Here is a 22,053-nt window from a genome sequence, read left to right as displayed (position 1 = left end):
CTTGCTCGCGAATACGGTGGTTCAGTTGGAACATCTTTGACTGACACACCGCTTTCGCGAGCAAGCCCGCTCCCACATTTTTGCTGTGCGGTGTTACAGGCCGATCGGCGTGGCTTCAAAGCGCACACGCGGATGCGCAATCCGATCCTGAGCCCGCACCAGTTCCAACTCGTAACTGGCACACGCCTGGGTTTCCAGCAGCACTTCATGCACCGCCGCTGCGGTGAACTCGAAGGCCGCCACCAGGCTGTCACCCAACAGCACCCGAGCCAGGAACAACCCGGAAGTCAGATCCCCCACCCCCACCGGCTGACGCGGAAACGCCAGCAATGGCCGACGCAGGTGCCAGCTGCCATCAGTCGTCACCAACAACATCTCGAAACCGTCCGGCAACTTGCCCGGGTAATCCAAATGTTTCACCAGCACAGCCTTTGGCCCGCGTGCCAGCAACGCCTTGGCCATTGCCAGGCAGTCGAACAGCGATTGCGGCTTGCGCCCGGCAAAACTGTCCAGCTCCAGTTGGTTGGGGCACAGGAAGTCGGCCATGGCAGCCGCTTCGTCGAGCAGGAAATCGCTGACTTCCTGGGGCACGATGCAACCTTTCTCCGGGTGACCCATCACCGGGTCGCACAGGTAAAGGGCCTTGGGGTTGATGGCCTTGATGCGCGCCACGCCGGTCAGAATCGCCCGGCCCTGATCCGCACTGCCCAGATAGCCAGACAGCACCGCATCGCAGTTGCCCAGTTCGCCAATCGCGGCGATGCCTTCCACCAGCGCCGGAATTTGCTGCGGCGCCAACACTTCGCCGGCCCACTGGCCATACTGAGTGTGGTTGGAGAACTGCACCGTGTTCAACGGCCAGACGTTTACCCCGACCCGCTGCATGGGGAACACGGCGGCGCTGTTTCCGGCATGGCCAAAAACCACATGAGACTGGATCGCAAGCAGATGAGGTGTGCGTTTCATGCAGGGGATTTCCGTAAAACCGATGAAATTCTGGCCGCGCAGTATGCGACTAAACGCAGCCTGTACGACAGACCGGCGACACAGTTAAGCTGCTCTCACTTTGTTGGAGTTTTTCGCATGCTGACCCTGGGAAATATCTTCGTGTTGATGCTGCTGGCGACCGCTGCCGCCTGGGTGTGGCACAACCACGGCCTGCGCGAGCGCGCGTTGGAGCGGGTCAAGCAGCATTGCGCCAAGCTCGACATCGAACTGCTCGATGGCGCCGTGGCGCTCAAGCGCATCGGGTTTGTGAAGGATGCCAAGGGGCGGCGACGCTTGGCGCGCATCTACAATTTCGAATTCACCGTGACCGGCGAAACCCGCCATCCGGGGACCATCACCCAATTCGGCGCCCACAGTGCGCAGATCGAACTGGCCCCCTACCCGTTCGAGATCAAGACGCCGCTGCCCAGCGCCGAAGTGATCGAGCTCAGCCAATGGCGCCAGGACCACGCGAGCAAGAACCGTCACTGACGGCAGGCGGCCAGCGCGGCCTGTAGCGTCGCCACGTCCTGTGGCGCGCTGAAGATCAATTCGATACGTGAATCGCGGCGCCATTCGCTGGGCTGCCAGGCGACTGGGCTGTTATCCACAGCGTTGGCGCTGACCCAGCCTTCGGCGCTGTGGATAACCAGCTTGGCACGACGCCAGCTCAGGGATGACAGCCATTGATCAAGGCGCTCGGCACTGAATATCTGACCCGGATGCCAGCGCCAGCCGATACTCCAGCCGCCTTCTTGAGCCTGGCTGAGGCAGATGGGCAGCGTCGGGTCGCTCCAGATCGCCGGCATTTGCGCGAGCCCCTTGGGCACAGTGAAGTTATCCACAGCCGCGCCAGCCTTGATAGTCAGCCCCGGCAACTGCGCCAGCGGCAACTGCGCCTGGCGGGTCCAGTAGCGTGCACAGTCGGGCAATTGCCGTTCGATGGCCTCACGCTGTGCAGCGTCCAGCCCTTCATCCTTGTTCAAGACCAACAGCCCGGCACCGGCCAGCGCTTGCTGCTGGGCTTGCGGCAAAGGTTTGCCCGCGGCCAGAGCTTGGGCATCCAGCACCAGTACGCAGGGCTGCACCGCCAGCACGTTTTGCCACGGCGCCTCCTGTAGCTGCTTGAGCAACTGCGCGGGATGGCCCAGGCCCGACGGCTCGATAAACAACCGATCCGGCTTGGCCTTACGCAGCAAGCGGCCCAGGCCTACCTGGAACGGCGCACCATTCACACAACACAAGCAGCCGCCGGCCACTTCGCCAAGGGCAATGCCATCGTCATCCAGGGTCAACAGCGCAGCGTCCAGGCCGATCTGCCCGAACTCATTGATCAGCACGGCCCAGCGCTCGTCCGCCGGGCGCTGGGTGAGCAGGTGCTTGATCAGGCTGGTCTTGCCGGCTCCCAAAGGGCCGGCAATCACGTGGGTGGGAATGTTCTGCAACATGGAGGGCATCGTTCAGGCCGTGTAGAGGGTTTGATCCTACGCGGTTATGCGAGCCAATCCAGTGTCAGGATCAAGCGCCGCTCATCGGCTTTTAATGCCGGCGAACGGTGGATCAAACCGTAGCCTTCGTTACCGTGCCATTTAGTGCCCTTGAGCAGGGCGACTTCGCCGCAGTGGATCTGCTCGATGCGCTCGCTGGGCTCGGCGTCCGCCTGGCTCAGTTTGCGGCGATCCATCACGCCTTCGCGCAACCACTGGCTGCCGATGCCAGCGTAGGTGGTGATCAGCCGCACCGGCACGTGATCGACGTGAAAACGCGGGCACATGGCCTTGTCCAACAAGCGCAGGCGCACGCCAATGCGCTTGGCGCCCAGCAGGCAGGCAAACGCGCTGACCAGCCATGACACGTCGGCGATAAAACCTTCGTAGCCTTCAAGATCGCGACAACTGGCCGCCAAACCGTGCAAGTTCGCCGTGGCATCTTCGCTGTTGAGCTCGATGACCATGGAATCCGCCAAGGGCTCGTTGAGCGCCACCAGCAAGGCGCCGAATTCGGCGATGTGCAGCGGCAACTGCCGCTGCCACAGCGCCAGGTTGACGCCATCTTCAAGGATTTCAGCGAGCACCAGCGGGGTTTCACCAGCGGTCTGGCGAATCACGGGGCGCAGGGCAATTACCGGGGCCAGCATCAGGCTGCCTGCTCAAACCAAGGGCCAAAAGGGTCGGCCAGCAAGCGCCAACCTTCGACGCCCAGGGCCATTTCTTCGTCAGTGAGCAAGCACGCGTCCAGCTCGGCGCGCATGTGTGCGAAGTCGATGTTCTGGCCGATAAACACCAGTTCCTGGCGGCAGTCGCCGGTGCTCGGCTGCCAGTTACCCATGATCGCCGCCACGCTTTCTTCGTCCTGGGGCCACTGGCTTTTTGGCACGAAGCGCCACCAGCGCCCGGCAAACCCATGGCGCATCAAGCCACCCGCCTGGGACCAACTGCCGGCGTCCTGGTGCTTGCTGGCCAGCCAGAAAAACCCCTTGGAGCGCAGCAGTTTGCCGTTCACCCAAGGGCGGTCGATGAAGTCGAAAAAACGCTGCGGATGGAACGGCCGGCGCGCACGGTAGGCGGTGGAAGCGATGCCGTACTCTTCGGTTTCCGGCACATGTTCACCGCGCAGTTCCTGCAACCAACCCGGAGCCTGGGCGGCGCGTTCAAAGTCGAAACGGCCGGTGTTGAGGATCTTGTGCAACGGCACTTCACCCATGACCATCGGGATGATCTCGGCCTGGGCGTTGAGGCGTTCAAGGATCGCCATCAGCTCTTCGCGTTCGCGACTGCTGATCAGGTCGATCTTGCTGATGAGGATCACATCGGCGAACTCGATCTGCTCGATCAGCAGGTCGGTGATCGAGCGTTCATCCTCTTCACCGAGGGTTTCACCGCGCGAGGCGAGGCTCTCGGCGGCCTGGTAGTCGAGCAGGAAGTTCATGCCGTCGACCACGGTGACCATGGTGTCCAGGCGTGCGATGTCGGCCAGGCTTTGTTCGTTTTCATCGCGAAAGGTGAAGGTTTCGGCCACGGGCAGCGGTTCGGAGATGCCGGTGGATTCGATCAGCAGGTAATCGAAGCGACCTTCCTTGGCGAGTTTTCCGACTTCCAGCAGCAAGTCTTCGCGCAAGGTGCAGCAGATGCAGCCGTTGCTCATCTCGACCAGTTTCTCTTCGGAACGGTTGAGGGTGACGTCGCGCTGAACTTCGCTGCCGTCGATGTTGATTTCACTCATGTCGTTGACGATCACCGCCACCCGCAGGTTTTCGCGATTGCGCAGGACATAGTTGAGCAGCGTGCTTTTACCGGCGCCGAGAAAGCCGGACAACACAGTCACGGGGAGACGATTGGACATCAGGTATTCCTCATCAGGGTTGGCCGGTCAAATCGCCCGTTTATGGCGTTCGCGCAGCTCTTCACGTTCTTTGGCTTCGATACACAGGGTGGCGGTAGGACGTAGCAACAAGCGCTGTAGGCCGATAGGCTCGCCGGTTTCACGGCACCAGCCGTATTCACCGCGGGCCAGCCGTTCGAAGGCCTCGTCGATCTTGTCCAACAGCTTCTTTTCCCGCTCCAGCAGGCGCAGTTGCCATTGGCGCTGTTCTTCGGCGCTGCCGACGTCCGCCGGGTCGCTGTTGGGTTCCTGCTCGCGCAGCAGCTGGAACTCGGCGTCGATGCGCGCTTGCAGCTCATTGCGCTGAGCCAGCAACAGCTCGCGGAAGAAGCCTTGCTGGGCTTCGTTCATGTAGTCGGCGGGCGGTTGGGCCAGCAGGTCTTGTTCAGTCATGGGGAGCGGTTCACGGGTCAGGCTGTGGCTTAATGTTATAGTATAACAATACAAATAAGCCAATCCCCCTTGCTCGACATGACGAAGGGCGCAATGCTTGAGCCTCTGCGCCCCTGAGAAGCCTTATGAAATATCTGGTATGCGCCCTGTTGTTGGCAGCGGCAGGACCTGCCTGCGCCCAAGCGCCGAGCCTGCTGGCGAAATGCTCGCGCAGCGCCAATCTGCTGGCCTGTGTAGACCCCCAGGGCAACGCCTATAGCGTGGCGACGGTCGGCAGCACCACCTATCTGCGCGGCTTCGAGGTGATCGGCAAACGTCGGTGGGCACAGACCAACAGCCGTTATGGGCAACTGACGTTTTTTACCGGGCTGGCTTCGGACGGTGAGGCGTGGGTCGGCTACACGCGGCGCGTGGGCTGGACCACCATAAACAGGTTCTCCAGTTCCGGTGGGAGCAGCGCCAAATTCACCTGTAGCCGGATAACGGGCTGTTAGACCTGGCCACTCTTCTGTTCCTGGGCCCAGGCCATGTAGCTGTTCATCGGCGGGTTCTTCTCGAAATACTTTTTCAGGCCGTCGAACAAGCCGTCTGCAACCGCCTGTTGATGACGCGCCGTGACCAGCCGCTCGGCGTCCCTGGCATTGGAGATAAACCCGGTCTCCACCAGGATAGACGGTACATCCGGTGATTTGAGCACCGCAAAACCGGCCTGCTCCACGCGCTTCTGATGCAGGGTGGTGATGCCTTCCAGGCTGCCCAGGATCGAGCTGCCCAGTTGCAGGCTGGAGGCGATGGTGGCGTTCATCGACATATCCAGAATCACCCCGGCCAGCATCGGGTCCTTGTCCTTGAGATTGAGCAGGGTGGTAGCCCCCAACAGGTCGGCACCGTTTTCGCGCTGGGCCATGAAACGTGCGGTGGCAGACGTCGCGCCGCCTTCAGACAACGCATACACCGAGGCGCCCGAGGCCGTCAGCCGTGGCGCCGCATCCGCATGCACCGAAATGAACATGTCGGCCTTGTGCTGACGGGCGATGTCCACACGTTTGCGCAGCGGCACGAAGAAGTCGTCGTTGCGTACCAGCTTTACGTCGAAGCCTTTCTCGCGCTTCAAACGTTTGGCCAGCAGTTGGGCGATGGACAGCACCACGTCTTTTTCACGCTGGCCTTTGGAGCCGATGGCGCCGGGGTCTTTGCCGCCGTGGCCGGGGTCGACCACTACGATGATGTCGCGCTTGGGGTGTGCCTTATCTACGGACCGTGCCGGTTCGGCGGCGATTTGACGAGGTGCCTGGGTGGCGCTGGTCAGGTCCAGTACCAGGCGATGGCCCTGGCCGTCCTGCGGCGGCAATAGAAAGCTGTTGAGCCGCATCGGCGCCGCCAAGTCCAGCACGATACGGGTATCGGCCTTGCCGAAATGCCCCGAGCGGATCGAAGTGATGCCGCTGTTCTTCAAGGCCAACTGCGAGAAATCTCCGCTCAGCCCCGCGCCACTGAGGTCGATGATCAAGCGTTCCGGCGAGGTCAAGGAAAAGGTCTTGTACTGCACCGGACCGCTGAGGTCGAACACCAGCCGCAGCTTGTCTTCCGAGCGCCATAGGCGTGCATTGCTGATCTGCGTGGCGTGGGCCGTAAACGGCAAGGTGAACAGCGGGCTGACCAGCAGCAGGTTAAGGAGCTGACGTCTGTGCATGAAAAATACCGCAGATAAAAGGAGCGTCCCTACTCGACATGACTGAAAAAAGACCGGAGCAGAAAAATCATCGTCGACTCAATAGTTATAATATAACATGTCTTTTTACTTCCAACGATGGACCTGCCCATGAATGCGCTGACTCTGCCGGATATTGCCGCGCAGGCTTCACGCCAAGCCGTGCCACTCGACTGGGTCGGCATGTGCGGCATCGCCCTGCCGATCCTCGTCGACGGCCAACGCCTCACCGCCAGCGCGGATGCCGGCGTCAGCCTGGACGATGGCGAGGCCCGTGGCATTCATATGTCACGCCTGTACCTGGCGCTGGAGATGCTTGAGCAGCAGCCCCTTACGCCGGCACTTCTGCGTAATGTACTGCAGCGTTTCCTCGACACACATGAAGGTTTATCTAAGAACGCCTACCTGCGCATCCACAGCGATTTGCTGCTCAAACGCCCGGCGTTGGTCAGCCCGCTGGCGGGCTGGAAAGGCTACCCGGTGAGCATCGAAGCGCGCCTGGAAAACCAGATGTTCCACGTGGAACTAAAAATTGACGTTACCTACTCCTCAACTTGCCCCTGCTCCGCCGCCCTCGCCAGGCAGTTGATTCAGCAGCAATTTCTTGAGGATTTCGGCAACGCCCCGCTCAAGCACGAAGACCTACTGACCTGGCTCGGCAGCGCCAACGGCATCGTCGCCACACCCCACAGCCAGCGCAGCAGCGCGCAACTGCACATCCATCTGCAAGGCGATCAACTGCCCTTCACCGACCTGATCGACAGCGCCGAAGCCGCCCTCGGCACCGCCGTGCAAACCGCCGTAAAACGTGCCGACGAACAAGCCTTCGCCCTGGCCAACGGGCAGAACCTGATGTTCTGCGAAGACGCCGCACGCCGCCTGAACCTCGCCTTGAAACGCTCGGATGCCGTCAAAGCCTTCCACCTGAAAGTGATCCACGCCGAAAGCCTGCACGCGCACGATGCCGTGGCTGAAAGCCGCTGGACGAGACACCCTGCATGATTACCTGCACCGCATTACGTTGGGGCGCCCCGGGCCAGCCGCTGACTCCCGCCTTGGACCTCACCCTGGAAAAAGGCAGCCTCACCGGGATCATCGGCGCCAACGGCACCGGCAAAAGCAGCCTGCTCAAAGTCATCGCCGGCCTGCAAAAACCGCTGGCGGGCAAAGTCAGCGTGGAGGTTCCACGGCGCGGTGGCCTGTCGTTCCTGCCGCAGCAACAACACCTCGACCGCCAGTTCCCCATCAGCCTGCAAGAGCTGGTCGCCGCCGGTTTCTGGGGCTCGCAGCTCACCCCGCAACAACGCAGCCAACGCCTTGAGGCGGTCCTGGAAGACTGGTGCCTCAGCGGCCTGCAACAGCGCCCGTTGATGGCGTTGTCCGGCGGCGAATTGCAGCGCGCCCTGCTTGCCCGCATGAGCCTCGCCGAAGCCCCCATCCTGCTGCTCGACGAACCCCACGCCGCCCTCGACGAAGACGGCCAGGCACTATGCTGGAAACACATCCACGCCTGGCACGCTGCGGGCCGCACGCTGATCGTGGTCTGTCACGACCTGGCCTCCGTGCGCCAACACACCCAGCACGTGGTGCAAATCAAAAGCAGCGGCTGCGTGTTCGGCGACAGCAAAACCCTGATCCGCCCCCAACCACATATGCAGGTGGCCTGATGCACCTCGCCGCCCACCTGTGGATGCCCTTCGTCGACTTCGTATTCATGCGCCGCGCACTGCTCGGCGGGCTCGTCCTCGCCTGCAGCACCGCGCCGCTCGGTGTGTTCCTGATCCTGCGGCGCATGAGCCTGATCGGTGACGCCGTGGCCCACGGCATCCTGCCCGGCGCGGCCCTTGGTTTCTGGTTCGCCGGCCTCAGCCTACCCGCGTTGACGATCGGCGGCCTCGGCGCCGGGCTGAGCATGGCTGGCCTGTCCGCGTGGATCACCCGCCGCACCGGCCTGCGCGAAGACGCCAGCCTCGCCGCCATCTACCCCATCTCCCTGGCCGCCGGTGTGCTCATCCTCGGTCTGGCCGGCAAACGCCTGGACCTGCTGCACCTGCTGTTCGGCTCCGCCCTGGCGGTGGATCAGACCACCCTCACCGGCATGCTGTGGGTCACCGGCTTCAGCCTGATCGCCATGGCGGCGATCTACAAACCGCTACTGCTGGACACCCTCGACCCGCTGTTCCTGCAAACCGTCAGCCGCCTCGGCCCACTCGCCCACGGGCTGTTCCTGACGCTGGTGGTGCTGAACCTGGTCATCGGTTTCCAGGCCATCGGCGCCTTGATGGTGGTGGGCCTGATGATGTTGCCGGCCATTGCTTCACGTTTCTGGAGCCGGCGCCTGCCGGTGTTGATCGCGGTATCGGCGGTGCTGGGATGCCTGTCGGTGTGGCTTGGCTTGTTGCTGTCGTTCTACTACTCGTTGCCCAGCGGCCCGGCCATCGTGCTGGTGGCTGGCGCCGGGTATCTGCTGTCCGTGGTCTTCGGTCCGGTGCACGGCCTGCTGCGCCGCCCGCCCTTGCTGTCATCCCAATGAGGTGTTTCCCGATGCGCGCTTTACTCGTACTGTTCAGCCTTCTGCTGCCGCTGTCGATGGCCCAGGCGGCCGACAAACTCCAGGTGGTCACCAGCTTCAGTATTCTCGATGACATCACCCACCAGATCGGTGGCGAGCACATCCAGATCAGTAACATGGTCGGCCCGGACGCCGATGCCCACACCTACGAGCCGTCACCGGACGACGCCAAGGCGCTGCTCAAGGCCAAGATCATCATCAAGAACGGCCTGGGCTTCGAGCCATGGCTGGACCGCCTGGTGACCAGCACCGAAACCAAAGCCACCGTAGTGACCGCCAGCAAAGGCGTGATTTCCCACACCATGGACGAAGACGGCGAAACCATCCCCGACCCACACGCCTGGCACAACCTGGCCAACGCTGAAATCTATGTGAACAACATCACCAAGGCCCTGATCGCCGCCGACCCGGCCAACAAAGCCGACTACCAGCGCAACAGCCAAACCTACCTGAAAGAAATCTACCGCCTGCTCGCCGAAGCCAAGGCCAAGTTCGGCGCGCTGCCAGCCGGCAACCGCCGCATCGTCACCTCCCACGACGCCTTCGGCTACCTGGGCCAGGCCTACGGGATTCAGTTCCTCGCGCCCCAAGGCCTGTCCACCGAACGTGAGCCATCCGCCGCCGAAGTTGCCGCGCTGATCACCCAGATCCGCAAAGACAAGGTCAAGGCCGTGTTCATGGAAAACATCAAGGACTCGCGCCTGCTCAAGCAGATCGCTGACGAAAGCGGCGCGCAGATCGGCGGCACGCTGTACTCCGACGCCCTCGCCGCCGAAGGCCCGGCCAGCACCTTCACCGGGCTGTTCGAATACAACCTCGACACCCTGTGCGCCGCCCTGGGCAAGCCATGAGCCTGCGCATGCTCGACCTGGAAGGGGCTGCCCTCGGCAGCCGCTTTCCACTCGATCAGGTGCTCGACGCGCTGGCGTGGAACAGCGACGGCCTGATCGCGGCCATCGCCCAGCAATACGGCAGCGGCGAAGTGCTGATGCTGGCCTGGATGAACCGCCAGGCCCTCGACGAAACCCTCGCCAGCGGCCAGGCGTGCTACTGGTCGCGCTCGCGCCAGCGGCTGTGGCGCAAAGGCGAATCTTCCGGCCACAGGCAACAGTTGGTGCAAGCGCGCCTGGACTGCGACGGCGATGCCGTGCTGCTGATCGTCGACCAGCACGGCCCGGCCTGTCACACCGGCCGACCCACCTGCTTCTACAACGCTATCGACGGCGACCTCATCCACATCATCACGGAGCCCTCAGCATGATCCGCAAAAACCCTTCCGGCGATCTGCCAGTGATTGCCGAATCGGCCTACGTCGACAAGACCGCCATCATCTGCGGCAAGGTGATCATCGGTGAGAACGTCTTCGTCGGCCCCTACGCCGTGATCCGCGCCGACGAGGTCGACGCCAGCGGCGCCATGGACCCGATCACCATCGGCGCCAACTCCAACATCCAGGACGGCGTGGTGATCCACTCCAAGTCCGGCGCCGCCGTGACCATAGGCGAGTTCACCTCCATCGCCCACCGCTCCATCGTCCACGGCCCCTGCACCGTTGGCGACCGCGTGTTCATCGGCTTCAACAGCGTGCTGTTCAACTGCGCCGTGGGCGATGGCTGCGTGGTGCGCCACAACTCGGTGGTCGACGGTCGCGACTTGCCCGACACGTTCTACGTACCCTCCACCACCCGCATCGGGCCCAACACCGACCTGTCGCAGTTTCCGCCAGTGAGCGTCAGCGCCTCGGAATTTTCCGAAGACGTCGCGCGCACCAACGTCGACCTGGTGCGCGGCTACAAAGCCCTGCAAAACGAGTTCTGAGCCATGAGCCGCCTGCTGATCCGCAACGCCCGCCTGGTGAATGAAGGCCAGCAATTCGACGCCGATGTGCTGATCGCCAATGGCCGCATCGAGAAAATCGCCGGCAGCATCGAAGGCTGCAACGCGCCCGTGGCCATCGATGCCCAGGGCCAGTGGCTGCTGCCGGGCATGATCGATGACCAGGTGCACTTTCGCGAACCCGGCGCGCCGGACAAAGGCAGCTTCTACAGTGAATCCCGCGCGGCGGTGGCCGGCGGTATCACCAGCTTCATGGACATGCCCAACACCAACCCGGCCACCCTCACCCTCGAGGCCCTGGCCGATAAAAAACGCCGCGCCGCGCTGCACTCGGTGGCCAATTACGCCTTTCACTTCGGCGTAAGCAACGACAACCTCGACACCGTCGCCGCCCTCGACCCGCGTGAAGTGGCCGGCGTCAAAGTGTTCATGGGCGCCTCCACCGGCAATATGCTGGTGGACGATCCGCGTATCCTCGAGCGCCTGTTTGCCGAAGTACCGACCATCCTACTGGCCCACTGCGAACACACGCCGAGTATCCTGGCCAACGAACAGCGCCTGCGCGAGCGCTTTGGCGAGCACATCCCCGCCGTCGCCCACGCGCTGATCCGCGATGCGCATGCCTGCTATCGCTCGTCGTCCTTTGCGGTGGAATTGGCCAAGCGCCACGGCACCCGCCTGCATGTGCTGCACCTGACCAGCGCCCGTGAGCTGGCGTTGTTCGAAGACAAACCGCTGGCGGAAAAGCGCATTAGCGCTGAAGTCTGCATCCACCACTTGCTGTTCGACGACCGCGACTATCACCGCCTCGGCCACCAGATCAAATGCAACCCGGCGATCAAGACCCGCGCCGACCGCGACGCGCTGCGCCTGGCCTTGTTGAGTGAACGTCTGGATGTGATCGGCACTGACCATGCGCCGCATACCTGGGCGCAAAAACAGTTGGGGTATCGTGAGGCGCCGTCGGGTTTGCCCCTGGTGCAGCATGCACTGCCGGCGTTATTGGAGTTGGTGGCCGATGGGCATCTGCCCCTGACCACCCTGGTGGCGAAGACCAGTCATCGCGTGGCCGACCTGTTTGCCATCCCCGATCGCGGCTACCTGCGTGAAGGTTATTGGGCCGACCTGGTGTTGATCCAGCCCGAGCCTGCCGGCAAGCCGGTGAGCAGCCAAGCGATCCTTGGCCGCTGCGGCTGGACGCCCTTCGCCGGGCGCAGCTTTCGCCATAGCGTCAGCACCACCCTGGTCTCGGGCCACCTGGCGTGGCACAACGGCCAGGTGGTCGACAGCTGCCAGGGCTTGCCCCTGCACTTTTTGCGTTAAGCGCGGGGTTTGACCGTGCCGCAATCGTTGCCCAGCCACTGTGCGTGGCTGTCCAGGCTGCCCTTCTGCTGGATGCCGGTGGCATTGAAGGTGCCGTTGACGGTGGTGGTGAATTCCTTCTGGCTCTGGAAGGTCGCCACGCCGGTGCCCTGGGCTTTCGGGCAACTGAAGCGGAACTTCCACTGGTTGCCGGTCTTGTCGGTCACTTGCTGCTTGCAGCCCGATTGCGGGTCGGTCAGGGGGATCGAATCCGAGGCGACCTGCGCCGGAGTCAGGCACACCTGCACGCCTTTGCCGGCCATGGTGATGCCCTGCTTTTCCAGCATGGCGCGCTGTTCGGGGGTCATCTGTTGCTTGAGCTGACCGAGGATCAGCGACAAGTCCGGCAGCTCCTGGTTATCGACTTTCATATTGCTGGTGGTCAATTCCCACAAGCCTGGCGCCAGCATCTGCGCCTGTGCTGCCACCGGCAGCGACAAACCAACAACCATGGCTAAGCAGAGCAGACGTGCATTCATCGGGTAACTCCTGGGTAATTGTGGGCGTTAGACGCCGCAAAGCGGTCAGTGTTGCACGGCAAAGAAAATAGCGACATTCGTCACCAGACATGGTCTGTTAGGCATTGGATTGTCTGGAGTAACGTCGTCCATGGATTTCTTTGGCCCACACCTGCTCGCCTACGTCATCGCCACGCTGCACTTTCTCGGGACCCTCGCCGCGCTCCACGCGGTGCTGACCGTCAGGACCGCGCAAGGCTCGATCGCCTGGGCCTTGTCGCTGATGTTCATGCCTTATCTCACGCTGATCCCCTACCTGATCTTTGGCCGCAGCACCTTCGACGCCTACATCCAGGCACGCCGCCAGGCCAACCAGGAAATGCACACCGCCATCACCGAGCTGAACTGGCGCCCGTGGGTCGAGGAAGCCCTCGCCGCGCGCAACTCCAGCGCCTACGCCTCGCTGCGCGCCATGCCCAAACTGGGACGCATGCCGTGCCTGGCCAACAACGACGTGCGCTTGTTGATCAATGGCGACGCCACCTTCAGCGCGATTTTCGACGCCATCCGCCAGGCAAAAACGGCGGTGCTGTTCCAGTTCTTTATCATTCATGACGACGAGCTTGGCAGGCAGTTGCACGCTCTATTGAAGGAAAAGTCCGCTCAGGGCGTAGCCATTTACGTGCTGTACGACCGCATCGGCAGCCACGCCCTGCCCTACCGTTATGTGCAATCCCTGCGTGACGCCGGGGTACAGGTCAAGGCCTTCGCCACCCGCAGCGGCTGGCTCAATCGCTTCCAGGTCAACTTCCGCAACCATCGCAAGATCGTGGTGGTGGACGGCGTCACCGGGTTTGTCGGCGGGCATAACGTCGGCGATGAATACCTCGGCCAAAAGCCGCCGCTGGCACCCTGGCGCGATACCCACGTGCAGGTCACCGGCCCGGTGGTGGCGTGCATGCAGGAGTCGTTTGCCGAAGACTGGTTCTGGGCCGCACGGGAACTGCCGCCATTGATCCTGCCGGACACCTACCCGGAAGACGGCGTGCTTTGCCAACTGCTCGCCAGCGGCCCGGCCGACCCGTATGAAACCTGCTCGCTGTTCTTCGTCGAGGCTATCCACGCCGCCACCGAACGCGTGTGGATCACCAGCCCGTACTTCATCCCCGACGAAGCGGTGTTCGCCGCCCTGCGCCTGGCGGTATTGCGCGGCGTCGACGTGCGCCTGCTGCTGCCGTCGCGCCCCGACCACCGCATCGTCTACGCGGCCTCCAGCCTGTATGCGATCGAAGCGGTACGCGCCGGCGTGCGTGTGTTTCGCTACACGCCGGGTTTTCTGCATCAGAAGGTGGTGCTGGTGGACAGCGAAATCAGCGCCATCGGCAGTGCGAATATGGACAACCGTTCATTCCGGCTGAATTTTGAAGTGATGTTGCTGACGGTGGATGAAGCCTTCGCCCATGAAGTGGAACGGATGCTGCTGGACGACTTTGCCCTGGCTCACGAGGTCAGCCAGGAAGAAAGCCGCGAGACTCGGCGCCTGCAACAATTGGGCATGCGGGTGGCGCGGCTGATTTCACCCATTTTGTAAGTGACAGCGGCAATTGGCCTGGAAAATGTCTCGATACGACAAACGGCGTCTTCTCCAGCCGCCCCTGCTCTAGGCTTCAACCTGTCACTTATGACAATTGGAGCCCTTCATGAAAGCCACCCAAAGCGCCCCCTCGATCGTCGTGCAGATCGGCAAGCCAACCGACATCCTGTATTTGCACTACAAAGTGCTGTACCCAGACAAGCCCTTCGACCGGGCAGCGGTCTATCTCTACGACAATGGCATCTACCTGATCCTCTCACCCGGCGAACGCCATTGGGGCGTCTTCGTGATCGTCGGCGATATGAACGATCCACGCTGGGGCATATCTTTTATCTCACTGCCATCCACCGACTGGGGCGCATACCTGGCTCGCCATGATTTAACCTTTAGCCAGGCAACCAACGTATTTACCCAGCAGCTGTATATACAAAACGATCAAAACCCAGCCAAACAGCACGGCGTCTTCCACCGTTACAAAAACACCGTGGAAGACCCGACAACATTGACCTGGGAAAACATCCCTCACCCTCGATAAATATCGTCACGCGTCCAAGGCAGTTCATGGCTGCCATCTGCATGGGGCTTGAGTGCAAGGATTTGATGCAGATTTATCCAGCCCCGGGCAAACGCATAGGCGCACCCGGCCAGGTACAACCGCCAGATCCGCAACGCCTGCTCCGGCACCATCTTCGCCGCGGCCTCCAGGTTGTCCTCCAGGCGCTCGCTCCAATGGTCCAGCGTGCGTGCGTAGTGCAAGCGCAGGCTTTCGACATCGACCACTTCCAGCCCGGCCTCACTAAGCTCGGCGGTCATCATCGCCAAATGCGGCAACTCGCCATTGGGAAACACATACCGCTCGATAAACTCGCCGGCACCGCGCCCCACCGGGCGGCCGTCGGTGTGCTTGGCGGTGATGCCGTGGTTCATCACCAGGCCGCCTTCGCGCACCGCGCCAAACAGGGTCTGGCAGTACTGCGCCAGGTTGGCGTGGCCGACGTGTTCAAACATGCCCACGCTTACCACTTTGTCGAAACGCCCGTCCTGGGGCAGGTCGCGGTAATCGAGCAGTTGCAGGTCGACCTGGTCCGCCAGGCCTTCGGCGCTCACCCGCTCGCGGGCCAGTTCCAGTTGCTCTTTGCTCAGGGTGATGCCAAATACCTTGACCCCGAACTCCCGCGCCGCAAACCGCGCAAGCCCGCCCCAGCCACAGCCGACGTCGAGCAAGTACTCGCCCGGCTGCAAGCGCAACTTGCGGCACAGGTGGCGGAATTTGTCTTGCTGGGCCTGATCGATGGATTCGCTGCCGGTTTCGAAATAACCGCAGGAGTACGCCATGTCCTGGTCCAGCCACAGCTGGTAGAACGCGTTGGACAGGTCGTAATGGTAGGAAATCGCCGCCGCGTCTGTAGCCTTATCGTGGATCGAGCGCACCGGGCGGGTGCCCTCGTCATCGTCGACCAGGGCAGAGCTCAACTCATCGCATACCCGGATCACTTCGCTGATGGAGCCTTCCAGCTCCAGTTTGCCCTCGATAAAAGCTTCGCCCAGTAGGTCGAGCGTCGGATGGGTCAGTTTCGGCACGACCGTGGGGTCCTTCACCACGATGGTCACACTGGGCTCGGGGCCCAAGTTGAATTCATGGCCATCCCAGAGTCGAAGACGCAGCGGCAGCTGAAGATTCTGTAAGGCCGGTGGAAGTTGCGCGAGCATGAGTAGTCCCCCCTTGTTTCAGACGTCTGAAAAGAGGGTAGACCATCCCAAGAAAAGTAGGAGGCTATCGATCTGATAGCCCGTCACTATGGCGCCCGGCGCTCGAGCAAGCCCTCCTCGACCCACTGTTTCAACCATGTAACAGCCTGTAGCGGAGCGCCCTCCGAATAGGTGGCAGCCAACTCGCCGCACAGCTCGGAAAAGCTCCAGCCGGTGCTCACCATCCCCGCCAAGGCGCACGCTTCGGCCGGTTCCAGGCTGCGGTAGCGGCACACATTCTGGTGGCGCCACACCAGGCAGATGCGCGCCGTGTCCAAGGCTTGGCTGCCAGGGAAATCCGCTTGATCCTTGCTCGCACGCCAGATCGCCACGCTATTGAAGTGGCAAATCAGCTGTTGCACCGAAGGCGCCAGGCTGACGCGCAAATCCGGCCAATCCTCAGGTGACAGCAGCGCCATCGTATTCAGGCTCAGCGGTTCGCCCTGGGGCGCATCGAACGCCAGGGTGAACGCCCATTCCAAACGCGCCAGCTCGGCCAGTGGCGCACTCTGTTCGGCCACCAAGTGCTCGACGATAAACGCGGCAAAACGCTCGCCAAACCAACGCAGGCTGTAATGGGCCGATGGATAGCGCCGCACGTAGGCCTCGGCGAGCAACGCAAACTCCTCATCCCCCAGCCAATACCAGACTGCGCCGAAGTCATGACGCAACACTTCGTGCAACCGCGCACGATAGGCGTTGTGGTAAATCGCCAGGCCCGTGTCTACGTCCAGGCTCGGCCCGCCCAGCAACGTGGCGGCGAAGCCGGTGTCGGCGACTGAAGTGTCGGCAAGCAGGTGCTGCTCAAAGGCCAATTGCCATTCGGTCAGGCGCATAGCGGCCTCCTGGCCAGGGCGCTGGCCCCTAGTTCACGGGCCTTGCCCAGCTCGGTGAGCAGTTCTTCGAACGGCGGGAAATGGTCGTCGCGCTCCAACAGCGTCGAAACCGGCCCCAAGTGCTCCAGGGTCTGCTGATACAGCGCCCATACCGGATCGCACACCGGGTGGTCATGGGTATCGACCACATAGTCGCCGTAGTCCATATGCCCGGCCAGGTGCAATTGCCGGATACTCTGCGGCGGCAGGTTGCGAATAAACGTCCACGCGTCGAAGCCATGGTTACGCGAGCTGACATACACATTGTTCACGTCCAGCAACAACTGGCAGCCCGACATGTGGGCCAGGGCATTGAGGAATTCCCACTCGGTCAACTCATCCGCCTGGGCGCGCACATAGCTGGAGACATTTTCCAGCACCAGCGGACGCTGCAACACATCCTGCACTTGGCGCACGCGGGCGGCGACGTGGTAGAGACTCTCTTCGGTGTAAGGCAGCGGCAACAGGTCATGCAACTGGTGCGCGCTGCCGCGGCTCCAGCACAGGTGATCGGACACCCACGCCGGCTGGATACGCTCGGCCAGTTGCTTGATCTGTTTCAGGTAATCGAGATCGAGGGCGTGGGGCCCGCCGATGGACAGGGACACGCCGTGCATCACCAACGGATAACGCTCGGCGATCGCGTCCAGGTAGTACAAGGCCTTGCCGCCTTGCACCAGATAATTCTCGGAGATCACTTCGAACCAATCCACGGCCGGCGACTGTTCAAGGATCTGTTGGTAGTACTGGTTGCGCAGACCCAGGCCGTAACCGAGGCTCGCAAGGGAAGTGGACATAAGACACTCCTGGGCAAAGTGTCCGCAGCGGTGGACGGCAACCGCTGCGGGTGCACTCGTTTACTCGCCGACTTTACCGCCCGCCGCATCGCACGCGGCCTTGGTCATGGCCTTGAAGCCGTGGCCCTTGCAGACGGCCTGGCCCTTGCAGGCGTTTTCTGCGGTCTTGCAGTCGTTCATACCTTTGCAGGAAGTCACGCCGTAGCAGTGAACAGTCGCGTCGGCGGCTTGAGCCTGGGTGGCGACACCGGCAAACATAGTGGCGGCAGCGATAGCCAGGGCAGCACCGGAAACGGCGTTCTTGATGTTCATTGTTGTAGTCCTCAAAAGATCAGTAGGGGTGTCGGACCGCACGGAGTGTGCGGTCTCGACACACCACTAGAGAGAGGTGCCCGGCTGGCGTTACAACAAGCTCGAAATTTATTCTTCGAGCGTCAACAACGGCTCCTGGAAGCGCAGCAAACGCCCGGCGTTGCCCAGTACCAGCAAGGTGCTGAGGTTATGCAACACCGCAGCGATCATCGCCCCGGCAGCGCCCAACCAGCCAAACGCGGCGAACACTACGATCGCCAGCGTCCAGCCCAGGCCGATGATCACGTTGACCTGCAACGTCTGCCGGCACTGGCGACTCAAGCGCACACAGGTGCCCAGGCGCCGCAGGTCGCTGCCGATCAGCACCACGTCCGCCGAGGCCAGCGCGATGTCGGCGCCGCCTGCGCCCATGGCCACGCCGACCACACCGGCCTTGAGCGCCAGGGAATCGTTGATGCCGTCGCCCACCACCATCGGGCGAAAGCCGCTACCGATCTCGCCCAGCACGCGGTTGAGCTTGTCTTCCGGCAGCGCCTGGGCTTGGACGTCGCTGATGCCCACGTCCAGCGCCAGGCTGTCGGCCACGCTCTGACGGTCGCCGGTCAGCAGCAGTTGGCGGCCCAGGCCGAGGTCGCGCAACTCTTGCAGCGCCTGGCGCGCTTCCGGTTTGACGCGGTCGGCCAGCAGCAGCCAGGCGAGGAACTGGCCGTCCAGCGCCAACCCGGCAATCGGGCCGTCGTGAGTCGGCACCGGTGTGGTGACGATGCCCAACTGCTCGAACAGCTCCGGCCGCCCCAGCGCCGCTTCGCCCTGAGCGGTCTGCGCCACTACGCCTAGACCCTGGCGTTCACGAATATCGGTCAGCCCCGGCAATTGTTCCTGCGTCGCCAAGCCCGCCAACGCGCGGCTGACCGGGTGGCTGCTGGCCGAGCCGAGGCTGGCGGCCAGGTTCAGCAACCGTTGCCGATCCGGCGCAGTGGTCTCGATGGATTGCAGGCGCAGGGTGCCATAGGTCAGGGTGCCGGTCTTGTCGACCACCAACGAGGTCAGGTCCGCCAGCTCCTCCAGAAACGCCGAGCTGCGAATCAAAATCCCATGCCGCGCCGCGACCGCGATCCCGGCAATCGCCGTGGCCGGCGCCGACAGCACCAACGCACACGGGCACGCCGCCACCAGCACCGCCAGCATCGCCTGCGCGTCGTTGGTGACAAACCAGGTGACCGCCGCCAGCAGCAGCACCAACACCATATAGCTGCCGGCATAGCGCTCCAGCAGCCGCGTGATCGGCGGTTTGGAGCGCTCGGCGTTCTGCATCAGCGCGATGACTTTGCCCAACGTGGATTCATGCCCGGTGCGCGTCACTTCCAGGCGCAGCAAGCCGTCGAGGTTGATCGCGCCGCCAAACACCTGCACGCCGGCACTCGCTTCCAGCGGCACCGACTCGCCGGTAATCGGCGCGGTGTCCAGGCTCGCCTGGCCCGACAGCACCACGCCATCGGCGGGCACACGGTCGCCGGCGCGCACTTCGACAATATCGCCGGTGTGCAGCGTGCCGTTATCCACCTCGACGATGCTGCCATCGGCCTGCACCAGCCGCGCATGGCTGCGGGTCAGTTTGCCCAGGGCATGGATCGCCTCCTGGGAGCCGATCACGCTGCGCTCTTCGAGCACGTGGCCGAAGATCATGATGATCGGCAACAGTGCGGCCGTCAGCAGATCTCCAGTGGCCCAGGCCCCAAGCATGGCCAGGGCGATCAGTTGGTCGGTGATCCCATGCAGGCTCGGAAAGCGCAGGCTGTACCACGCCGAACGCATCACCGGCACGGCCACCAACAGCGAGGCAACCCCCAGCAGCAACTGGCTGACCCCGCTTTGATCCGGCGCCAGCCAGCGCCACACCAGGCCCAGCACCAGCAAACCGAGGGCCAGCATGGCCAGGGTCAATTGCCGCGCAGCACTGCGCTGCTCGGCGGAGGTCAGCATGGGTGCGCTCATTGTTCGGCTCCCTGAATGATCAAGCGGGAGTCGTCTTTCGGATCGACTGTGGTCACGGAACCGGCCTGGCCGAGAATCTTCGGCAGGCGTTCGCGGTACAGGCGCAGCAGCAAGCCCGGGTCTTTGACCTGGGCCAGGCTGGCGACGGTGGCGGTTTGCGCCCGGGCATTGGCCAAGCGTTCGCTGGCCTGGGCGTGGGCGACTTGCACCAGCCGGTCGGCCTGCTGGTTGGCGGCCTGGGTGAGTTTTTCTGCGTCGGTGCGGGCGTTGGCCACGGCTTTGTCGGCCTGCTGGCTGGCGGTCAACACTGCGTTGAAAGCATTCACCGCCGGGCCCGGCAGGCTCGATTGCACATCCACCCGGGTGACTTCGATACCCAGGCCCAAACCACTGGAGGTCAACTCCGCCAGGCGTTTATTGATGCCTTGCACCAGATCGCCACGCAGCCGTTCGCGACGTTCGGCGGCGCCGTTGTCGGAGCCGATCAGCTCGGGGCGCGCCACCAGGATCGTGTCCAGGTCCCGCGCCGCCGTAAGGGCCACGGCGCTGCGCGTCACCAGTCGATCCAGCGCTGGCAGCACGTGCCCGCCCTGGAGCACAAAGGCATAGGGCTCGGTGACTTTGTAGAACACCCGCACATCCAGCTGCACCACCCCGGCATCGCCGGTCAGCAGGTAACCGGAGCCGGCCAGCGCATCACTCAATGGCGTGGCGAAACTGGCCACGCGGTCAGCCTGGGTCGCCGCCTCGGAGCGCAACAGGTTCTCGACCCGGCGCTCGATCACGCGGTCGGCCGCGGGCAACAGCACCACTTGCTCGAACGGCTGCGGCCAGGCCAGCAACAGCCCGGCATTCTGGATACGGTCGAGGGCGCCGAAGTGCAACACCACGGCACGGTTCTGCGGGTCGATCTGGCGCACATTGGAAAACGCCCAGGCCAACGCGGCCAATACGGTCACCGCGTACAGCGCCAGGAACGTCAGGCGCCCGGCCTGGACCCATGGGCTGTCCGGGCTGTCACGCTCGGTCATGGCTGGACGTCCTTCGGCCCGTCCACCAGGGCGCGGAACGGCGCCGCGTCGGTGCGCAGGATGATCCTGGTGCCTGGCGAAACCACGGTGCCCAAGGTGTCCAGCGAGCGCAGCAGGTTGTACAGCTGCGGATTACCGGCGTAGGCACGGCCGTAGATCTGCGCGGCTTCGACCCGAGATTGCGCCTCGATGTCGGCGGCTTTGACCGTGGCATCGGCCTGCACGATGCGCGCGTCACGCTCGGCGGCGGAGCGGATCTGCGCCGCTTCACGCTTGCCCACGGCCGTGCGCTCGGTGGCGATGGTTTCACGCTCGGCGCGCATGCGGTCGACGGTGGCGGTGAGCGTCACCGACGGCAAGGTCAGCCGTTCGATACCGACTTGGGCCACGCGCACGCCGTAGGTAGTGAGCAATTGTTGATCAATCTGCTGGCGCAACTGCGCTTCAAAATCAGCAATGCGCACTTGGCTGGCATCGGTGTTGATCAAGCTCGACAGGTCAAAGCTGGCTGCGGTGGTTTCCAGCGCCGAACCGACAAAGGTACGAATCTGCCGCGCCGCTTCATCCGGCTGGTTCTGCACGGCGCGCATAAAGCGCTGCACGTTGTCGGCATCGCCCTGCACCTGCCACGCTACGTACGCCTGCACGATGATGCGCAGGCCATCGCGGGTGCCCACGTCCTGCAAGCCGCTGGAGGTGGTGCGCAGGCGCAGGTCCACCGGGATCGCCGCTTCGAACGGCGCCGGCCAGCGCCAGCCCAGGCCCGGCTCCAGCAGCACCCGCGCCGGGTTGCCGAAACGGGTAATCACCGTGGCTTCGCCGGAGCGCACTTGCACCAGGCTCGCGGCCGCGACCGCAAACAGCACCAGCAGCACCGCCCAGGCCATGCGTCGCCACGGGAACGGGCCGGCGGCGGGTTCGTCGCCATGATGATGGTGGTGGTGGTGATGGCCATGATGATGACCGTGATCGTGAGAATGAGCGCTCAACAGACCGACTC

The 22,053-nt window shown here is 63.1% G+C and carries 25 protein-coding genes; 11 read left to right on the top strand and 14 right to left on the bottom strand.

What is annotated here, in order from left to right; all coding sequences use genetic code 11:
• Positions 1 to 93 precede the first annotated feature (93 nt).
• Complete coding sequence (gene pdxY / locus OPU96_RS11500) at positions 94 to 966, bottom strand: pyridoxal kinase PdxY (RefSeq protein WP_192298086.1); 873 nt, start codon at positions 964 to 966, stop codon at positions 94 to 96.
• A 117-nt stretch (positions 967 to 1,083) separates the two neighbouring features.
• Here pdxY and OPU96_RS11495 point away from each other — a divergent pair, with 117 nt between their 5' ends.
• Complete coding sequence (locus OPU96_RS11495; protein ID WP_226454729.1) at positions 1,084 to 1,479, top strand: DUF3301 domain-containing protein; 396 nt, start codon at positions 1,084 to 1,086, stop codon at positions 1,477 to 1,479.
• On the opposite strand, the gene OPU96_RS11490 is transcribed toward OPU96_RS11495, so the two are convergent.
• Genes OPU96_RS11490 through dksA form a run of 4 tightly spaced genes read right to left on the bottom strand, consistent with a single transcriptional unit; the run spans position 1,473 to position 4,761 of the window.
• Positions 1,473 to 2,435 (bottom strand): CobW family GTP-binding protein, encoded by a 963-nt coding sequence (locus OPU96_RS11490; protein ID WP_305391774.1) that lies wholly within the window; start codon positions 2,433 to 2,435, stop codon positions 1,473 to 1,475. The genes OPU96_RS11495 and OPU96_RS11490 overlap by 7 nt on opposite strands.
• Positions 2,436 to 2,479: 44 nt before the next feature.
• Complete coding sequence (locus OPU96_RS11485; RefSeq protein WP_498559093.1) at positions 2,480 to 3,124, bottom strand: DUF1826 domain-containing protein; 645 nt, start codon at positions 3,122 to 3,124, stop codon at positions 2,480 to 2,482.
• Complete coding sequence (gene zigA, locus OPU96_RS11480) at positions 3,124 to 4,329, bottom strand: zinc metallochaperone GTPase ZigA (protein WP_192298090.1); 1,206 nt, start codon at positions 4,327 to 4,329, stop codon at positions 3,124 to 3,126. Before zigA ends, OPU96_RS11485 begins: the two co-directional genes overlap by 1 nt.
• 27 nt (positions 4,330 to 4,356) lie before the next feature.
• Entirely contained in the window at positions 4,357 to 4,761 is a 405-nt protein-coding gene (gene dksA / locus OPU96_RS11475; RefSeq protein ID WP_226454732.1) for an RNA polymerase-binding protein DksA, read from the bottom strand.
• A gap of 125 nt (positions 4,762 to 4,886) precedes the next feature.
• On the opposite strand from dksA, the gene OPU96_RS11470 reads away from it, so the two are divergent.
• Positions 4,887 to 5,255 carry a glutamine synthetase gene (locus tag OPU96_RS11470; protein ID WP_192298092.1) on the top strand — a complete coding sequence of 123 codons (369 nt, stop codon included), beginning with the start codon at positions 4,887 to 4,889 and terminating at the stop codon, positions 5,253 to 5,255.
• On the opposite strand, the gene OPU96_RS11465 is transcribed toward OPU96_RS11470, so the two are convergent.
• Positions 5,252 to 6,454, bottom strand: coding sequence for an N-acetylmuramoyl-L-alanine amidase (locus tag OPU96_RS11465; protein ID WP_192298093.1), 1,203 nt, complete (start codon positions 6,452 to 6,454; stop codon positions 5,252 to 5,254). The genes OPU96_RS11470 and OPU96_RS11465 overlap by 4 nt on opposite strands.
• 129 nt (positions 6,455 to 6,583) lie before the next feature.
• Between OPU96_RS11465 and folE2 the strand changes: the two genes are divergently transcribed.
• From folE2 to OPU96_RS11430, 7 genes are read left to right on the top strand one after another with little or no spacing between them, the layout of a single operon-like run.
• Positions 6,584 to 7,474: a GTP cyclohydrolase FolE2 gene (gene folE2 / locus OPU96_RS11460; protein WP_192298094.1), complete on the top strand. Its 891-nt coding sequence runs from the start codon at positions 6,584 to 6,586 to the stop codon at positions 7,472 to 7,474.
• Complete coding sequence (locus OPU96_RS11455) at positions 7,471 to 8,139, top strand: metal ABC transporter ATP-binding protein (protein ID WP_226454734.1); 669 nt, start codon at positions 7,471 to 7,473, stop codon at positions 8,137 to 8,139. Before folE2 ends, OPU96_RS11455 begins: the two co-directional genes overlap by 4 nt.
• Positions 8,139 to 9,005, top strand: a complete 867-nt coding sequence (locus OPU96_RS11450; RefSeq protein WP_192298096.1) for a metal ABC transporter permease — start codon at positions 8,139 to 8,141, stop codon at positions 9,003 to 9,005. Before OPU96_RS11455 ends, OPU96_RS11450 begins: the two co-directional genes overlap by 1 nt.
• A gap of 11 nt (positions 9,006 to 9,016) precedes the next feature.
• Complete coding sequence (locus OPU96_RS11445) at positions 9,017 to 9,895, top strand: metal ABC transporter substrate-binding protein (RefSeq protein ID WP_192298097.1); 879 nt, start codon at positions 9,017 to 9,019, stop codon at positions 9,893 to 9,895.
• Positions 9,892 to 10,305: a phosphoribosyl-AMP cyclohydrolase gene (hisI, locus tag OPU96_RS11440; RefSeq protein WP_498559092.1), complete on the top strand. Its 414-nt coding sequence runs from the start codon at positions 9,892 to 9,894 to the stop codon at positions 10,303 to 10,305. The genes OPU96_RS11445 and hisI overlap by 4 nt, the downstream gene beginning before the upstream one ends.
• Positions 10,302 to 10,862 carry a gamma carbonic anhydrase family protein gene (locus OPU96_RS11435; protein WP_192298099.1) on the top strand — a complete coding sequence of 187 codons (561 nt, stop codon included), beginning with the start codon at positions 10,302 to 10,304 and terminating at the stop codon, positions 10,860 to 10,862. The genes hisI and OPU96_RS11435 overlap by 4 nt, the downstream gene beginning before the upstream one ends.
• A 3-nt stretch (positions 10,863 to 10,865) precedes the next feature.
• Positions 10,866 to 12,203, top strand: coding sequence for a dihydroorotase (locus tag OPU96_RS11430; RefSeq protein WP_226454737.1), 1,338 nt, complete (start codon positions 10,866 to 10,868; stop codon positions 12,201 to 12,203).
• Here OPU96_RS11430 and OPU96_RS11425 read toward each other — a convergent pair.
• On the bottom strand, positions 12,200 to 12,721 hold the full coding sequence (locus tag OPU96_RS11425; protein WP_192298101.1) for a DUF3617 domain-containing protein: 522 nt from the start codon (positions 12,719 to 12,721) through the stop codon (positions 12,200 to 12,202). The two genes, OPU96_RS11430 and OPU96_RS11425, sit on opposite strands and share 4 nt — an antisense overlap.
• Positions 12,722 to 12,851: 130 nt before the next feature.
• Here OPU96_RS11425 and cls point away from each other — a divergent pair, with 130 nt between their 5' ends.
• Together cls and OPU96_RS11415 are read left to right on the top strand one after the other, a co-directional pair.
• Positions 12,852 to 14,291, top strand: coding sequence for a cardiolipin synthase (gene cls / locus OPU96_RS11420; protein ID WP_226454738.1), 1,440 nt, complete (start codon positions 12,852 to 12,854; stop codon positions 14,289 to 14,291).
• Positions 14,292 to 14,400: 109 nt separating this feature from the next.
• Positions 14,401 to 14,829: a hypothetical protein gene (locus OPU96_RS11415; protein ID WP_498559091.1), complete on the top strand. Its 429-nt coding sequence runs from the start codon at positions 14,401 to 14,403 to the stop codon at positions 14,827 to 14,829.
• Here OPU96_RS11415 and cfaB read toward each other — a convergent pair.
• The 7 genes from cfaB to hflC all read right to left on the bottom strand — a co-directional run bounded on the left by cfaB (position 14,817) and on the right by hflC (position 22,045).
• A complete protein-coding gene (gene cfaB / locus OPU96_RS11410) occupies positions 14,817 to 16,004 on the bottom strand; it encodes a C17 cyclopropane fatty acid synthase CfaB (protein WP_192298104.1) in 1,188 nt (395 codons plus the stop codon). The two genes, OPU96_RS11415 and cfaB, sit on opposite strands and share 13 nt — an antisense overlap.
• Before the next feature lie 86 nt (positions 16,005 to 16,090).
• Positions 16,091 to 16,879, bottom strand: coding sequence for an HvfC/BufC family peptide modification chaperone (locus tag OPU96_RS11405; RefSeq protein WP_498559090.1), 789 nt, complete (start codon positions 16,877 to 16,879; stop codon positions 16,091 to 16,093).
• The gene (bufB, locus tag OPU96_RS11400) at positions 16,870 to 17,715 is read right to left on the bottom strand and encodes an MNIO family bufferin maturase (protein ID WP_226454741.1); all 846 of its coding nucleotides are present in this window, start codon (positions 17,713 to 17,715) and stop codon (positions 16,870 to 16,872) included. Before bufB ends, OPU96_RS11405 begins: the two co-directional genes overlap by 10 nt.
• Positions 17,716 to 17,775: 60 nt before the next feature.
• Positions 17,776 to 18,027: a BufA2 family periplasmic bufferin-type metallophore gene (gene bufA2, locus OPU96_RS11395; protein ID WP_071490868.1), complete on the bottom strand. Its 252-nt coding sequence runs from the start codon at positions 18,025 to 18,027 to the stop codon at positions 17,776 to 17,778.
• 108 nt (positions 18,028 to 18,135) lie between these two features.
• A complete protein-coding gene (locus tag OPU96_RS11390; protein WP_305391780.1) occupies positions 18,136 to 20,022 on the bottom strand; it encodes a cation-translocating P-type ATPase in 1,887 nt (628 codons plus the stop codon).
• A complete protein-coding gene (gene hflK / locus OPU96_RS11385) occupies positions 20,019 to 21,053 on the bottom strand; it encodes a protease modulator HflK (protein WP_226454744.1) in 1,035 nt (344 codons plus the stop codon). Before hflK ends, OPU96_RS11390 begins: the two co-directional genes overlap by 4 nt.
• On the bottom strand, positions 21,050 to 22,045 hold the full coding sequence (gene hflC, locus OPU96_RS11380; protein WP_192298251.1) for a protease modulator HflC: 996 nt from the start codon (positions 22,043 to 22,045) through the stop codon (positions 21,050 to 21,052). Before hflC ends, hflK begins: the two co-directional genes overlap by 4 nt.
• Positions 22,046 to 22,053: the final 8 nt, after the last annotated feature.

The organism is Pseudomonas sp. RP-B7 (assembly GCF_059803535.1).
Note: the sequence above shows the minus strand (reverse complement) of the source record. Positions and strands in the feature narration are given on the sequence as shown.

Excerpts from the sequence above, each read along its gene's own strand:
- pdxY (WP_192298086.1), bottom strand. The coding sequence starts at position 966 with ATGAAACGCACACCTCATCTGCTTGCGATCCAGTCTCATGTGGTTTTT.
- OPU96_RS11495 (WP_226454729.1), top strand. The coding sequence starts at position 1,084 with ATGCTGACCCTGGGAAATATCTTCGTGTTGATGCTGCTGGCGACCGCT.
- OPU96_RS11490 (WP_305391774.1), bottom strand. The coding sequence starts at position 2,435 with ATGTTGCAGAACATTCCCACCCACGTGATTGCCGGCCCTTTGGGAGCC.
- OPU96_RS11485 (WP_498559093.1), bottom strand. The coding sequence starts at position 3,124 with ATGCTGGCCCCGGTAATTGCCCTGCGCCCCGTGATTCGCCAGACCGCT.
- zigA (WP_192298090.1), bottom strand. The coding sequence starts at position 4,329 with ATGTCCAATCGTCTCCCCGTGACTGTGTTGTCCGGCTTTCTCGGCGCC.
- dksA (WP_226454732.1), bottom strand. The coding sequence starts at position 4,761 with ATGACTGAACAAGACCTGCTGGCCCAACCGCCCGCCGACTACATGAAC.
- OPU96_RS11470 (WP_192298092.1), top strand. The coding sequence starts at position 4,887 with ATGAAATATCTGGTATGCGCCCTGTTGTTGGCAGCGGCAGGACCTGCC.
- OPU96_RS11465 (WP_192298093.1), bottom strand. The coding sequence starts at position 6,454 with ATGCACAGACGTCAGCTCCTTAACCTGCTGCTGGTCAGCCCGCTGTTC.
- folE2 (WP_192298094.1), top strand. The coding sequence starts at position 6,584 with ATGAATGCGCTGACTCTGCCGGATATTGCCGCGCAGGCTTCACGCCAA.
- OPU96_RS11455 (WP_226454734.1), top strand. The coding sequence starts at position 7,471 with ATGATTACCTGCACCGCATTACGTTGGGGCGCCCCGGGCCAGCCGCTG.
- OPU96_RS11450 (WP_192298096.1), top strand. The coding sequence starts at position 8,139 with ATGCACCTCGCCGCCCACCTGTGGATGCCCTTCGTCGACTTCGTATTC.
- OPU96_RS11445 (WP_192298097.1), top strand. The coding sequence starts at position 9,017 with ATGCGCGCTTTACTCGTACTGTTCAGCCTTCTGCTGCCGCTGTCGATG.
- hisI (WP_498559092.1), top strand. The coding sequence starts at position 9,892 with ATGAGCCTGCGCATGCTCGACCTGGAAGGGGCTGCCCTCGGCAGCCGC.
- OPU96_RS11435 (WP_192298099.1), top strand. The coding sequence starts at position 10,302 with ATGATCCGCAAAAACCCTTCCGGCGATCTGCCAGTGATTGCCGAATCG.
- OPU96_RS11430 (WP_226454737.1), top strand. The coding sequence starts at position 10,866 with ATGAGCCGCCTGCTGATCCGCAACGCCCGCCTGGTGAATGAAGGCCAG.
- OPU96_RS11425 (WP_192298101.1), bottom strand. The coding sequence starts at position 12,721 with ATGAATGCACGTCTGCTCTGCTTAGCCATGGTTGTTGGTTTGTCGCTG.
- cls (WP_226454738.1), top strand. The coding sequence starts at position 12,852 with ATGGATTTCTTTGGCCCACACCTGCTCGCCTACGTCATCGCCACGCTG.
- OPU96_RS11415 (WP_498559091.1), top strand. The coding sequence starts at position 14,401 with ATGAAAGCCACCCAAAGCGCCCCCTCGATCGTCGTGCAGATCGGCAAG.
- cfaB (WP_192298104.1), bottom strand. The coding sequence starts at position 16,004 with ATGCTCGCGCAACTTCCACCGGCCTTACAGAATCTTCAGCTGCCGCTG.
- OPU96_RS11405 (WP_498559090.1), bottom strand. The coding sequence starts at position 16,879 with ATGCGCCTGACCGAATGGCAATTGGCCTTTGAGCAGCACCTGCTTGCC.
- bufB (WP_226454741.1), bottom strand. The coding sequence starts at position 17,715 with ATGTCCACTTCCCTTGCGAGCCTCGGTTACGGCCTGGGTCTGCGCAAC.
- bufA2 (WP_071490868.1), bottom strand. The coding sequence starts at position 18,027 with ATGAACATCAAGAACGCCGTTTCCGGTGCTGCCCTGGCTATCGCTGCC.
- OPU96_RS11390 (WP_305391780.1), bottom strand. The coding sequence starts at position 20,022 with ATGAGCGCACCCATGCTGACCTCCGCCGAGCAGCGCAGTGCTGCGCGG.
- hflK (WP_226454744.1), bottom strand. The coding sequence starts at position 21,053 with ATGACCGAGCGTGACAGCCCGGACAGCCCATGGGTCCAGGCCGGGCGC.